At 69.3% G+C, this 13,215-nt stretch carries 14 protein-coding genes; 9 read left to right on the top strand and 5 right to left on the bottom strand.

Features of this window, described 5'->3' with window-relative positions; all coding sequences use genetic code 11:
- The first annotated feature begins 9 nt into the window (after positions 1–9).
- Positions 10–165 carry a hypothetical protein gene (locus AB0B64_RS37685; RefSeq protein ID WP_358183683.1) on the top strand — a complete coding sequence of 52 codons (156 nt, stop codon included), beginning with the start codon at positions 10–12 and terminating at the stop codon, positions 163–165.
- Between the two features lie 179 nt (positions 166–344).
- Here AB0B64_RS37685 and AB0B64_RS37680 read toward each other — a convergent pair whose 3' ends face one another.
- Positions 345–1,082 carry a VOC family protein gene (locus AB0B64_RS37680; protein WP_357956463.1) on the bottom strand — a complete coding sequence of 246 codons (738 nt, stop codon included), beginning with the start codon at positions 1,080–1,082 and terminating at the stop codon, positions 345–347.
- Between the two features lie 275 nt (positions 1,083–1,357).
- Here AB0B64_RS37680 and AB0B64_RS37675 point away from each other — a divergent pair, with 275 nt between their 5' ends.
- Genes AB0B64_RS37675 through AB0B64_RS37665 form a run of 3 tightly spaced genes read left to right on the top strand, consistent with a single transcriptional unit; the run spans position 1,358 to position 4,412 of the window.
- Complete coding sequence (locus AB0B64_RS37675; RefSeq protein WP_358183678.1) at positions 1,358–2,320, top strand: D-alanine--D-alanine ligase family protein; 963 nt, start codon at positions 1,358–1,360, stop codon at positions 2,318–2,320.
- Positions 2,317–3,693 carry a UDP-N-acetylmuramoyl-tripeptide--D-alanyl-D-alanine ligase gene (murF, locus tag AB0B64_RS37670; RefSeq protein WP_358183675.1) on the top strand — a complete coding sequence of 459 codons (1,377 nt, stop codon included), beginning with the start codon at positions 2,317–2,319 and terminating at the stop codon, positions 3,691–3,693. The genes AB0B64_RS37675 and murF overlap by 4 nt, the downstream gene beginning before the upstream one ends.
- 23 nt (positions 3,694–3,716) lie before the next feature.
- Entirely contained in the window at positions 3,717–4,412 is a 696-nt protein-coding gene (locus AB0B64_RS37665) for an aspartate/glutamate racemase family protein (protein ID WP_358183672.1), read from the top strand.
- Here AB0B64_RS37665 and AB0B64_RS37660 read toward each other — a convergent pair.
- Entirely contained in the window at positions 4,409–6,454 is a 2,046-nt protein-coding gene (locus tag AB0B64_RS37660) for an ATP-binding protein (protein WP_358183669.1), read from the bottom strand. The genes AB0B64_RS37665 and AB0B64_RS37660 overlap by 4 nt on opposite strands.
- Before the next feature lie 125 nt (positions 6,455–6,579).
- A complete protein-coding gene (locus tag AB0B64_RS37655; RefSeq protein ID WP_358183666.1) occupies positions 6,580–7,032 on the bottom strand; it encodes a Dabb family protein in 453 nt (150 codons plus the stop codon).
- Here AB0B64_RS37655 and AB0B64_RS37650 point away from each other — a divergent pair.
- The gene (locus AB0B64_RS37650) at positions 6,919–7,446 is read left to right on the top strand and encodes a DUF2306 domain-containing protein (RefSeq protein ID WP_358183663.1); all 528 of its coding nucleotides are present in this window, start codon (positions 6,919–6,921) and stop codon (positions 7,444–7,446) included. The genes AB0B64_RS37655 and AB0B64_RS37650 overlap by 114 nt on opposite strands.
- Here the strand turns inward: AB0B64_RS37650 and AB0B64_RS37645 are convergent.
- Positions 7,385–7,909, bottom strand: coding sequence for an ATP-binding protein (locus AB0B64_RS37645; RefSeq protein WP_358183661.1), 525 nt, complete (start codon positions 7,907–7,909; stop codon positions 7,385–7,387). The two genes, AB0B64_RS37650 and AB0B64_RS37645, sit on opposite strands and share 62 nt — an antisense overlap.
- A 36-nt stretch (positions 7,910–7,945) precedes the next feature.
- Complete coding sequence (locus AB0B64_RS37640; protein ID WP_358183658.1) at positions 7,946–8,647, bottom strand: GntR family transcriptional regulator; 702 nt, start codon at positions 8,645–8,647, stop codon at positions 7,946–7,948.
- A 120-nt stretch (positions 8,648–8,767) separates the two neighbouring features.
- Between AB0B64_RS37640 and AB0B64_RS37635 the strand changes: the two genes are divergently transcribed.
- Genes AB0B64_RS37635 through AB0B64_RS37620 form a run of 4 tightly spaced genes read left to right on the top strand, consistent with a single transcriptional unit; the run spans position 8,768 to position 13,206 of the window.
- On the top strand, positions 8,768–10,057 hold the full coding sequence (locus AB0B64_RS37635) for an alpha-L-fucosidase (protein WP_358183655.1): 1,290 nt from the start codon (positions 8,768–8,770) through the stop codon (positions 10,055–10,057).
- Positions 10,044–11,396 (top strand): extracellular solute-binding protein, encoded by a 1,353-nt coding sequence (locus AB0B64_RS37630; protein ID WP_358183652.1) that lies wholly within the window; start codon positions 10,044–10,046, stop codon positions 11,394–11,396. Before AB0B64_RS37635 ends, AB0B64_RS37630 begins: the two co-directional genes overlap by 14 nt.
- Positions 11,396–12,319: a sugar ABC transporter permease gene (locus AB0B64_RS37625; protein WP_358183648.1), complete on the top strand. Its 924-nt coding sequence runs from the start codon at positions 11,396–11,398 to the stop codon at positions 12,317–12,319. Before AB0B64_RS37630 ends, AB0B64_RS37625 begins: the two co-directional genes overlap by 1 nt.
- Positions 12,316–13,206, top strand: coding sequence for a carbohydrate ABC transporter permease (locus tag AB0B64_RS37620; RefSeq protein WP_358183645.1), 891 nt, complete (start codon positions 12,316–12,318; stop codon positions 13,204–13,206). Before AB0B64_RS37625 ends, AB0B64_RS37620 begins: the two co-directional genes overlap by 4 nt.
- Positions 13,207–13,215 lie beyond the last annotated feature (9 nt).

Raw genomic sequence — 13,215 nt, 5'->3', positions numbered from 1 at the left:
GCGCGTGCCGTGAACGCAGAGGATCTTCTCGCGCAGCAGGCCGGCGTCGCGCAGGGCGATGACCGGCTGCTCGTGACGATCAGCCGGGCCGACGTGGCCGCTTTCATGCACCAGGCCGCGCACACCGGCGAGTGGATCCACCGCTGCCCCGTGATCACCGACTGAGGCCGGCTCGGAGAAGGACATGGTCGACAAACGCAGGCTCGGCAGAACTGAACTCGAGGTAACCCCCATCGGGCTGGGCTGCGCCCAGATGGCCGTGACCGGCATGACCTCCCTATCCCGGCCTGGCCTCGCGAGTGGACCTCCAACCTCGCTGACCCAGGCGGGCGCGACCGCCAGGGTCAGGCCCGGCCGAGGACGCAGAACTCGTTGCCTTCCGGGTCGGCCAGGACCTTCCATGGGACGTCGCCCTGGCCGACATCGGCGGGCGTCGCGCCGAGGGTCCGCAGCCGGGCCACTTCCGCCGCTTGCTCGTCAATGGGGTCGGGCAGCAGGTCGATATGGATGCGGCTCCACACGGTCGGCACGCCGGGCCTGCGGAGGAACTCAAGATAGGGGCCGACACCCTTGGCGGAGCGCAGCCGCGCATGATCGTCGGTGACCTCGTGCACGGTCCAGTCCGTCGCCTCGCCCCAGAACCGGGCCATGGCCCGCGGATCGGCGCACTCGACCACCATCGCGGCGATCGGCCCGGTGTCCCGGTAGATCTCCCGAGGCTCCAGCACGCAGAACACGTTGCCTTCCGGGTCGGCCAGAACCGTCCACGGGACGTCGCCCTGGCCCACGTCGGCGGGTGTCGCGCCGAGCTCCTTCAGGCGCGCGACCAGCTCCGCCTGATGGGCGGCGGAGGTGGTGGCGAGGTCGAGGTGTACGCGGTACTTCACCGTTTCGGGGTCCGGGACGGTGACGAGATCGATGTAGAAGGCGTCGGGGTCCGGCCAGGAGAAGCCCTCGGGTTCGAGGTTGGTCACGCCGGGTCCCTCGCTGGAAAGACCCCAGCCGAGCGCGTCCGCCCAGAACCGGCCGAGCGCCGAGTCATCCCGAGCCTTGAAATTCACCTGAACAAGTCGCAACGCCATGCCGCCGATCCTAAGCCCAACCTACAAACGAGGATGAACCACGCACCTTCGGCTCAACCGGCGGTAACGGGCAGGTCGGGGACTGCGCCGAGCGGCCGATGGCTTTGGGCGGGTGCGGAGGCGGTGAGGGCGTAGCGGCACACCGCGGGCGCGCTTTGGTCAGGAACTGGGCAGCGAATGGCCTGGGAAGTGATCAGGCGAAGAGCCGAGACTCGGCGGGCTGGTTCTACGACGGCGGACACCGTGCTGTCGCCGTGCCGCTGAGGAAAGGCTGAGTGATCTTGACCGAACGCGTACGCGTGGCCGTGCTGGCGGGTGGGCCGTCCGCCGAGCACGAGGTGTCGCTGCAGTCGGCGCAGGCTGTGCTCGATGCTCTGCCGAGGGATCTGTACGAGCCCGTCGCCGTCATCATCGACCGGCAGGGCAGGTGGCCGGTGGAGCTGCGACGCGATCTGGCGGACGTGGTCTTCCCCGTGCTGCACGGGCCGTTCGGCGAGGACGGCGTCGTCCAGGGGCACCTGGAGACCCTGGGCATCCCGTACGTGGGCTGCGGCGTCATGGCCTCCGCCGTGGCCATGAACAAGGTCGCGATGCGGCGCGTGTTCCTGGCGGAGGACATTCCCATCACCCCGCATGTGTGGTTCACCGAGCACGAATGGCGCACCGCCACCGACTACTGGGGTCTGGTGAAGTCGCTCGACTGGCCGATGTACGTCAAACCGGCCAGCTTGGGCTCCTCCATCGGCATCTCACGTGTCACCTCCATGGAGGAGCTGCGCGCGGGCGTGGAGCTGGCGCTGACCTACGACCGGGTGGTCATCGTCGAGCAGGGCGTGACCGCGCGCGAGGTCATCTGCGGCGTGCTCGGCGGCTATGACACGCCGGATGCTTCGGTGTGCGGTGAGCTCATCGTGCCCGGCGACTGGCTCGACTATGAGGCCAAATACCTCAGCCAGGCCGAGATCGCCACCATCCCCGCCGTGCTGCCGGAACGGGTGGCCGAGGAGGCGCGCGAGCTGTCCCTGCGCGCCTTCCGGGCGATCGGTGGCTACGGCCTGTCCCGGGTCGACTTCCTCTATGAGGAGGACACGGGACGCCTGTACGTACTGGAGATCAACACCATGCCCGGCTTCACCTCCCGTTCCGTCTACGCAAGGTCCTGGGCCGCGAGCGGTGTCCCGTACCCTGACCTGCTGCGCCGCCTGATCGACCTCGCGTTCGCCAGGAGCGGCTCATGATCGCCATGACGCTGAACGAGATCGCGCAGGTCGTCGGCGCGAGCCCGCATGACGTGCCCGACCCGCGGGCGCTGGTCACGGCGCCCGCGGCGGTCGACTCCCGCGAGGTGGTGCCCGGCGGCCTGTTCGCCGCGACGGCCGGCGCCCGCGTCGACGGTCACGACTACGCGGCCGGTGCCATCGCGGCCGGCGCCGTCGCCGTGCTGGCCGCACGGCCCGTCGGCGTGCCCGCCCTGGTGGTCGAGGACGTCCAGCTCGCGATCGGCCTGCTGGCCAGGCACCTGCTCGAACGCGTCAGCCCGATCGTGATCGGCCTGACCGGCTCGGTGGGCAAGACCACGACCAAGGACCTGCTGGCCCAGGTGCTCGAACGGCGCGCCGCGACGGTCGCCACCGACAGGTCGTTCAACAACGAGCTCGGGCTGCCGCTCACCGTGCTGCGTGCCGACGCCACCACCCGATACCTGGTGCTGGAGATGGGCGCGGGCCGGAAGGGCGACCTGACGTACCTGACCGGGCTCGCGCCTCCGCAGGTCGGGCTGGTGCTCAATGTCGGCACCGCGCATCTGGAGCGTATGGGAGCCGGGCTGGCCGACGTGGCCGAGGCCAAGGGCGAGCTGGTCGAGGCGCTTCCGGCGGACGGGTTCGCGCTGCTCAACGCCGACGACCCGTACGTCATGGGCATGGCCGGCCGCACCAAGGCGCAGATCCTGTTGTACGGCAGGTCGGCGCGGGCGCGGGTGCGAGCCGAAGGCGTACGGATGGCCGACCGGGCGCGAACCGCGTTCGAGTTGGTGACGCCCGCCGGCCGTGCCCCGGTCGAGCTCGACCTCATAGGCGAGCACCAGGTGAGCAACGCCCTGGGCGCCGCCGCCGTCGCCACCGCACTCGGCCTGGGCGTCGCCGAGATCGCCGATGGGCTGACCGCCGCACGGCGGCGCTCCGGGGGCCGGCTGGAGATCGTCGAACGACCTGACGGCATCACCATCGTCAACGACGCCTACAACGCCAACCCCGAGTCCATGCGGGCCGGGCTACGGGCGGTCAAGGCCCTGGCCGGCACCCGTCGTACCGTCGCCATACTCGGCGCGATGGGCCAGCAGGCCGACGCCTCCCGCGCCCGCCACGCGGAGATGGGCCGGCTCGTCGCCGACCTCCGCTTCGACGTGCTGATCACGGTCGGAGCCGGGGATCCGCTCGCGATGGCGTGGGCGGCGGAGACCTCGAACCAGGGCGTGGCCGTCCACACCGTCGAGGACGTGGCCGAGGCCATCAAGCTGGCCACCTCGCTCCTCGAACCGGGAGACGTGGTGCTCGTCAAGGCCTCCAGCGAGATCGGCCTCAGCGCCTGCGCCCGTGCGCTGGCCCAGTGACTGTTCAGATGAAACGGAGTTCCATGCGCACTATCGGGCTTATCGGCGGGTTGAGCTGGGAATCGACGGTGATCTACTACCAGATCATCAACCAGCGGGTACGCGAGCGACTCGGCGGCAGCCATTCCGCCGACAGCCTCATCTGGTCGGTCGACTACACGCGGGTCGAGGACCTCATCTTCGCCGACCGCTGGGACGAGGTGAGTACGCTGCTGACCGGGGCGGGCGGGAAACTGGCGGATCTGGGCGCCGAGGTCCTGCTCATCTGCAGCAACACCTTCAGCCGGGTGAGCGACGACGTGGAGCGGGCAGTGAGCGTTCCGGTGCTGCACATCGCCGACACCGTGGGCACCGAGATCCGCGCCAGGGGGATGCGCAAGGTCGGCCTGCTGGGCACGCGATTCACCATGGAGGAGCCCTTCTACCGGGATCGGCTGGCCGCCCATGGCTTCGACGTGGTCGTCCCGCGGCGTGAGCAGCGGGAACTGGTCCATCACGTGATATTCGACGAACTGGTGCGCGGGGTGCTCCGGGAATCGTCCAGGGACGCCTACGCCCGGATCATCGATGATCTCGCGGCCGACGGCGCTGAAGGCGTCGTCCTCGGCTGCACGGAGATCGAGTTGCTGATCAGCGAGAAGGACAGCGCCATCCCGGTGCTGCCGAGCGCTCGGCTGCACGCGGAGGCGGCGGCGGGCTTCGCTCTTGCCGACTCTTAGGCGGATCGGTACGCCGGTGCCCCATACAGCTCCCGGTGCCACAGGTCGGCGCGGAGGCGTTCGATGCCGGCCGCCAGATGGCGGCGGTAGGTGCTGAACGGCAGACCGAGCCGTTCCGCGGCCAGCTCCCGGGTGGGCGTGCCGCGCAGGAACGTGACCGACAGCGCCTGATGGAACTTGACCGAGCGCGGATCCGCACGCAGGTCGTCGATCGCCTGGCGCAGCAGGTCACCCAGCGCCGCGGCCGGATCCCGCCCGGCCCGCTCGGCGATCAGCCTGGTGCGCGTCAGTGGGGAAGCGGCCAGCGCGTCCGGCCGCGACAACTGACGTAACGCCTCGCGGACCGCCTCGGCGAACTCCGCCCGCGACAGCACCGCCAGCTCCGCCGTCGCGGCATCCGGGCCGTCGGCGGGCCCCGCGACGAGCAGCCGGTTCATCCGCTCCAGCCACGCCCGCGCCGGCACCGCGCGCCAGTCATGGACGAACAGGGTGTACGCGCCATCCCCCAGCCGCGGCCGCTCGGCGATGTCACGCATCCCGAAATGCCGCAACCGCTCCGCCCACGCTTGGTCCGGATGCCGTGCCGCGATGTACGACCAGGCCATCCGCTCGGCCCGCAGACAATCGCCGATCACTCGCCACCGGATCACCTCCATCAGGGACGAGTTTCCGCGATACGTCGGCAGCGTCCACAGCCGGCCGACCGCCACATGTTCACCGGCGCGCAACGGCGTGGTGGCACGAGCGTGCGCCCACGCCATGGCCACGATGGGATCGGCCGTCAGCTCCTCCTCATCGAATTGCGCCAGCCGCAACCACGCGGAGAAGGCCACGGGCTCGCCGGTTTCGGTCCGCCGATACAGCCGGAACGCCTCCGGCTGACGTTCCGCCCAGAAGGCGGCGCAGCGCGCGGACGCCGCGCCCTCCGCCGCCGTCGCCACCCGGAGCAACGTGCCGACGTCCTCCTGGCGCAGCACCTCTTCCTGGAACTCGCCCTCGTCGTGGCGGCCATGGAAATCGGCCGGCGCCCCGTTGCCGCGATGCGGGTAGAGCAGTGCCGCCACCGCGCCGGGCACGTCCGCGTCGCTCGCCGTACGCACCTTGTCCGCCAGATGCGCATGAACGCGCTCGCGCATCACCGCGTACCCCTCCGGATCCCGCCATCGCAGGTCCGCCTCCACCACCTCCCGCACCACGTCATGCGGAAACAACCCGAGACCGCTCGACTCCACGAACGGCAACCGCCGCAACCACCGGAACAACGTCCCGGCGTCTTGCGGCAGGGCCGCCCGCAGCAGGTCCTCCGTGGTCGTGTACGCATGCGCGCAGATCTCCAGAGCATGCCGATGGGCCGCCGAAGGCACCTCGCCCACCAGCTGATCCAGCAACGTGGCCACCACGTCCTGACTCGGCGTCCACCGCCGGCCGGCCCCGCCGTCCTTCACCGCCACAGCCGCCCCCAGCAGCAGCGCCAGCGGATGACCACCGGCGAAGGCCGACAGCGGCGCACGCGACTCGGCCGGCACCCCGCAGGAGTCCATCAGGGCCTGCGCGTCTCCGGCCCGCAGGTCGCGCAGCGGCAGCACCTCCAGCGCGCCCGCCCATCCCGGGTCCGCCTGCCAGCGCAGATCCGGCGGGTAGCGCCCCGCGATCACCACCAGCGCCCCCACGGGCATCCGCGGCAGGAACCGCTCACGCAGCCATCCCTCCAAGCCCTGAACGCATTCGAAGGAGTCGACCAGCAACACCGCCCCCGCATCACGGAAGACCGGTTCCGCCTCAGCCTCGAACGCCCCCGCCGACGGCTCCGACATGCGCCCGTCCACCATGGACACCGGCCGCCCCGTCATTGCGGCCTGGTGAGCGAACCGCCGCAGCAAGGCCGACTTCCCGATCCCGCCGGGACCGTGCACGAACAGCACGCTGCAGCCGCCGCCGTACAACGCCGCCTGGAAAACCGCGAGCTCTTCCTCCCGCCCTGCGAACGCCCTCTCACGCGCCGCTCGCAGGTGCCATCCCAGCAATCCAGATCCGTCGTCCATGACGAACCACGATCGGTGCCGAATGTGCGCGAGTTGTCCGCCGCATGTCACCGTTTCTCGACGGCGGCGACCGTAGGCGCGACCGTGACACGGCCGAGGCCACCTGATCGCGGCGACCGCGCGGGCTACGGCAGCATGCCCACCAGCGCGGCCAGCTCGGGGTCGCCTTCGTACCGCTGCCGGTGCAGGTCGGCGATCTTCGCTCCCATCTGCGGGTCGTCGTCGGTGATGTCGTACGAGTCATACTTCTCGACCAGCGGCATACCGAGCTGGTCGGTGCGCGCGTGCGCCGGATGCGTCAGGTACTCCCAGTAGCCGTCGATGTCCTCGATGACGAACACTCCACCCCAGTCGAAATCGCCTCCGTAGTCCCGGCCGACGACGAACGACTTCACCGCCGAGATGACCCGGCCCTGGTTGCGCATGCTCTCCAGGGCCTGCTCAATCTGCTCCGTCTTCTCGCCGTGCCGGCGACCGGCATCACGGCCTACTTCGTGCCGCCGTATCTGGTCGGCGGCACGACCGTTCCGGGTCTCGACATGAGCATCCCGGGGTACTACGTGAGTCTCGTGTTCCACGCGGTGCCCGCCGGCACGGCACTTCTCGTCGGGCCGTGGCAGTTCGTGCCGCGGTTGCGGGCCCGTTTCCCCCGTGCGCATCGGATCACGGGGCGGGTGTACCTGATCTCGGTCGTGGCCGCCGCGATGGCGGCGGCCTACTCCTTCGCGGTGACGCCGAGCGGCCCCACCTTGCAGGTCGCGTTCTTCGGGCTGATCGTGGCGTGGTTGTACACGGCAGCCAAGGCGTATCGGACGATCCGCCGCCGCGAGGTGCAGTTGCACCGCATCTGGATGGTCCGCAACTACGCGTTCACGTTCGCCGCCGTGACTCTGCGGCTCTACCAGCTGGCCGGGCTGCAGCTGATGGGCGTCATGCCGTCGCTGGAGTACCGCGATGTCTACGCGTCGAGCGCGTGGCGATCCGGCGGGTGAGGAAGACCATCGCCCTCGCGGACGCGTTGTCGACCCACTGCGCGTCATCGATCAGGCACATCAGGGGCCGCTCCCGGGCCGCCGCTGTCACCAGTCCGAGGGCCGCCAGACCGATGAGGAACGGGTCGGGTGTGCCCTCGGCCAGCCCGAAGGCCACCCGCAGAGCGTCGCGATGCCGGTCCGGCAGCTCGTCGAGGTGCTTCAGCATCGGCACGCACAGCTGGTGCAGCGCGGAGTACGGCAGTTCCTGCTCGAACTCCGACCCGGACGTCCGGACCACCCGGAACCCGGGCGCCGCGTTGCGGGCGTACTCCAGCAGAGCACTCTTGCCGATGCCCGCCTCGCCTTCCAGCACCAGCGCGCCGCCCTGTCCCGTGCGCGCGGCGCCGGTCAGCTCGTCGACGCGTTGCTTTAAGCCGTGCCGGCCAACGAGCGGATCGGTGGTGAGCGCAGGAGCCCGCATAACGGGAAACGGTAGGGGATCGCGGACTTGGCCGGGTCAGGTTTCATAGGCGCTCGTCAGGCGTGACCGCGACGCCTCCAGGTGGGCGGTCATGGCGCTCGCCGCCGCCTCCGGATCGTTGCGGCAGATGGCGTCGAACACCGCACGGTGCTCATCGGCGGCGTGAGTGGCGATCCCGTGGCGGAAGTAGAGGCGGTAACCATGGGTGTGCGCGCGGAACCTGCGCAGCGTGTCGGCGATGAGCGGGCTGCGACTGGCCTCGGCGATCGCGTTGTGAAACAGGGCGTCCAGTTCCGCGAAGCCGCGATACGCCTCGTAGGTGTCGCCGACCAGCGGTGACATCATCTGCTCCAGCGACCCCCGCATGGCGCTCACCTCGGCGGCCGTGGCGTACCGTGCGGCACGCGCGGCGGCGGACGGTTCGAGGAGCAGGCGAACGTCGTACAAGTCGTCAAGGGCGGCCCGGTCGAGCAGGGGAGCCACCAGATAGCCCGTGTTCGGCCGGCGGACGACGAGCCCCTCCGACTCGCAACGCGCGAGCGCTTCGCGGACCGGCGTCTGCGACACGTCGAGTTCGCGGGCGAGCCCGTCGATCGACAGCTTCGCCCCAGGCTCCAGATCGTGATCCATGAGCCGGGCCTTCAGCGCCTGGAAGACCGATTCACGGACGCTGACCTTGGCCGGCTCGTCGGAACCCGAGCCGCCGGACGCGCCCGTCACCGGCGTCGAGTCGCTCATCTCCCCTCCAAATGAACTTCCCTATTCGTGGTTGACACATGCCCGAAACGCCCTGCATCCTCATGCAAATCGTATCGTATCCGATCTGGGCAAGCCTGCCCAACGCAGAAGGATGAGCTCGTGACCATTCCCGACTGGTTCGGCGAGGCGGGTTTCGGCCTGTTCGTGCACTGGGACCATGCGAGTCAGCAAGGCGTGGAGATCGGCTGGCCCCTGGTCGGCCACTCGATCCTGCCGGGCCGGACAGAACCCGAAACCGACATGACCATCGCGCAGTACCAGTCGAGCGCGGCCACGTTCGACCCGCGGCGCTGGGATCCGCGCGGCGTCGCGCGGCTGGCCCGCGACGCGGGTGCCCGCTACGTGGTCTTCACCGTCCGCCATCACGCCGGGTACTCGATGTACCACACGAGGCAGTCGGAGTTCTCCATCGCGGCCTCGCCGTACGGGCGTGACATCACCCGGGAGTTCTTCGACGCGTTGCGCGCCGAGGGCCTGCGGGTCGGCGTCTACTACTCGCTGCTCGACTGGAACCATCCCGACTACCCGGCGTTCACCGACGCCGATCGTCCCTACCCGCACGACCGTTACCGGCGGCCCGCACCGGAGCAGTGGGCGCGATACCTCGGCTACGTCAAGGGACAGCTCACCGAACTGCTCACCGAGTACGGGCCGATCGACCTGCTGTGGTTCGACGGGGAGTGGGAACGCACCGCGGAGGAGTGGCACGCCGCCGAGCTCCGCGAGCTGATCAAATCCCTGCAGCCGGACGTGATCATCAATGACCGGCTGCCGGGCCAGGGCGACTACGCGACACCCGAGCAGGGCATGCCGCGCCGGCCACCGGGCGGACCGTGGGAGCTGTGCCTCACCATGAGCGAGAGCTGGGCCTACCGGCCCGACGACCTCGACTACAAGAGCCCGCGGCTGCTCGCCTCCTACCTGAGCGAGGTCGTCTCCCGGGGCGGCAACCTCCTGCTCAACATCGGGCCGCGGGGTGACGGGTCGCTGGTGCCGACCGAGGTCGCCACGCTCAAGCAGCTCGGCGGCTGGCTCGCCGGCCACGGCGAGAGCATCGTCGGGGCCGCGCCCGCGCCGCAACGCCTCGACTTCCACGGCCCGGCCACGCAACGCGGCAACACCATCTACCTCCACCTGCTGCTGCGGCCACAGGACGTGCTCGTCGTCAGGAACGTTCCCATCGGCTCGGTCGTCGGCGTTCGCCTGCTCGGCACCGAGCAACCGCTCGAGTACGGCCTCAACGAGGAAGTGCACAAGGCGAACGGCGCGGACGACGAGCCGCTCGGCGAACTGTTCATCACCGTGCCACCACCCACCGGCGCGCTCATCGACGTCATCGCCATAGAGCTGTCGGCTCCCTGGAAGGACGGCTCCCATGCCACTGTCTAGAACTCGCAAGGTAGCCAGGCCCGTCCTCGCGGGCGTCCTGCTCGCGGCCGCCGTCGTCGCGTGCGGCACCGGCACCGGACCAGGCGGCGGCGACGGCAAGTCGCTCCGGATCCAGATCCCCACCGGACCGCTGGCCAGCGCCATGCAGCAGGTCGGCAAGGACTTCGAGAAGGCCAACCCGGGCACGGTGGTCACCTTCGAGGGCGTCGACTCCGGCAGCTCCCGCGGCCCCAACGTGGCACTGCTCAGCTCGACCGGCACCCCGGACATCGGCTACCTCCAGCGCAGCACAGGCGTCTGGTCGGCGCTGTTGAAGAACAAGCAGCTGACCCCGCTGGACGACGTCTGGAAGGCCGCGGGCCTGGCGGACAAGTACTCCAAGAGCCAGGCCGACTACTACACGACCGACGGGCACCACTACGGCGTCCTCTACGAGCAACTGCTGATCAACCCCGTTTACTACAACAAGGCGGCCTTCGCGAAGGCCGGCCTATCCGACCCGCCCGACCATCAGGTCGCCTCCGTCGCCGACTTCGAGTCCATGGTGGGCAAGGTCAAGGCCGCCGGCTACGAGGGGTTCGGGGTGGGCGGTTCGAGCCCGTACGACCTGGGGCACACGCTGGACGCGCTGCTGCCCACCGCGGTGCCGGCCGAGGACTACGACGCCATGCTCACCAACTTCAAGCCCGGATCACCCACGGACATCAAGTACACCGACCCCGGCTTCGTGAAGGTGCTCCAGACGATCCAGGACTGGCAGAAGAAGGGCATCTACCAGAACGGGATGCTCGGCATGGACACCGACCAGGCGCAAGGGCTGTTCACCAGCGGAAAACTCGCGATGCTGCAGGGCGGCAACTACACCTACTCGAGTCTGAAGGAGGCCAAGCCGTCGTTCGAGATGGGCTGGTTCCTGCTGCCCCCGCTCACCCCGGGCCGCAAGACGCCCTTCGACGCCTTCAACGGTGACACCCTGGTGGTCCCGGCCAAGGCGGCGAACCCGGATCTGGCCAAGAAGTTCCTTCAGTTCTTCATGACCGACAAGTACCAGGTCAGCGTCATCGCGGCCACCGGTTCGCTCCCGGTGTTCACCTCGATTCCCGCGTCGAGCCTGTCGAACCTCGGCGACCTGGTGCAGCAGCAGTTCGAGCTGTCGCGGTCCGTCGGATTGGTCAACATCTGGGATTCCACCGTTCCGTCCACCCTCGGGCAGGCGTTCTCCGTGCCGGTGCTGCAGAAGCTCGTGGCCGGCAAACTGACCCCGCAACAGGCGGCCCAGCAGTATCAGTCGGCGCTGGAGGACCTGCAGTCCGGCAAGGTGTCGGGAGCGTCGGACTGATGATCGCCGACAAAGTCGTCCTGGCGACGACCGCCACGGCGCGGCCGCCTCGCCGGAGGGCACGGATCTTCCCGATCGCGATGATGATCCCGGCCTTGGTACTGCTGCTCGTGCTCGTCGCCTACCCGATCACCGGATCCGTGCGCATCAGCCTCGGTTCCTGGGACGGCATCGGCGCGGTCGCCTACCACGGCCTGGACAACTACCGGCGGCTGCTGCGCGATTCGCTGGTCCGGGAGTCCATCGGGACCAGCCTGCAGTTCTTCGTCGGGACCGTGGTGTTCACGGTGACCCTCGGCTGCCTCCTGGCCAACGCGATCAGCCGGAAGGTCCCCGGCGCCCGGATCTTCAAGGTCGTCTGGTTCCTGCCGGTGATCATCCCGGTCAGCATCGCGGGCATCTTCTGGTCGAACGCCTTCCAGCCCACGACCGGCGTGGTGAACTCACTGCTCGGCCTGATCGGGCTCGGAGACGAGCACGCCTGGCTGGCGTCGTCCTCGACGGCACTGTACGCGGCGATCTTCGTCGCGGTGTGGACGCAGACCGGGTACGCGATGCTGATCCTGCTGGGCGCGATGGAGGCCATCCCCGAGGAGGTGCACGAGGCGGCCACGCTCGACGGCGTCGGAGCGGCCGGCCGGCTGTTCCGGATCACCCTGCCGAACATCGTGCCGATGCTGGGCACGATCACGACGCTGACCTCGGTGTTCTCGTTCAACGCCTTCGGCATCATCTACGCGATGACCCGAGGCGGCCCGGGTAACTCCACGAGCATCCTGCCGGTGCTGGTCTACAAGCAGTCCTTCGTCGACCAGGACTACGGCTACGGCTCGGCCACCGCGGTCATCACGACGCTCATCGTCGCCGCCATCGGGATCATGGTCATGCGGATCTTCCGCCAGCAGACCCTGGACGCGCGATGACCGCGCCGCGGACCCCGAGCCGGACGCGGCCGGCCGTACGGCGTCGATCGGTGTGGCGACACGGCCCGCTCTGGTACGTCGGCTACACGCTCCTGCTGGTCTGGACGGCGATCACGGTCGTGCCGTTCGTGTCGATGCTGCTGCTGTCGCTGCACCCGACCAGCGACATCTACGCCCACCCGCTGGGGCTGGGCGGCCAGTGGGTGCTGTCGAACTACGCCGACGCCTGGCGGGGCGTGGTCGGTGGCGCGCCGCTGTCGACGTACATCATCAACAGCGTGCTGGTGGCACTGTGCAGCCTGGCCATCGGCGTGACCTGCGGCAGCCTCGCCGGCTACGGCCTGGCCCGCGCGACCAGGGGCCTGTCGAACGCGGTCAGCCGCGTCATGGTCCTCGCCCTGAGCGTCCCGCTGGTCGTCGCGCTGATCCCGACGTTCGAGCTGCTGGGCAGGTATCGGCTGCTCAACAGCGTGGCGGGCATCTCGCTGGTCTACGCGGCGTTCATGACGCCCACCATCGCCCTCATCATGCGGTCGGTGTTCGCCGCCGTGCCGCGGGAACTGCTCGAAGCGGCCAAGATCGACGGTTACGGAGAGCTGGCCGCGCTGCTCCGCGTGGTCCTGCCCATCAGCAAGGGCGGTTTCGTCTCCGTCACGCTGCTCGGGCTCATCTTCGTGTGGAGCGAGGTCCAGTTCGGCGTCGTCCTGCTGACCCGCCCGCAGGACCGCACGCTGTCGGTCGGCCTGCTCTCCTTCCAAGGCCAGTTCGTCAGCGACCAGGGGGCCTTCTTCGCCGGCCTCGTCATCGCGACCTTCCCGATCGTCATCCTCTTCCTGATCTTCCAGCGCTACGTCACGAGCGGCATCACCCTGGGTGCGCTCAAGTGAAGAAAGCAC

Source organism: Nonomuraea sp. NPDC049129 (assembly GCF_040648495.1).
GTDB lineage: Bacteria > Actinomycetota > Actinomycetes > Streptosporangiales > Streptosporangiaceae > Nonomuraea.
The sequence above is the reverse complement of the archived record's forward strand: the minus strand, read 5'-3'. Positions and strand labels throughout refer to the sequence as shown.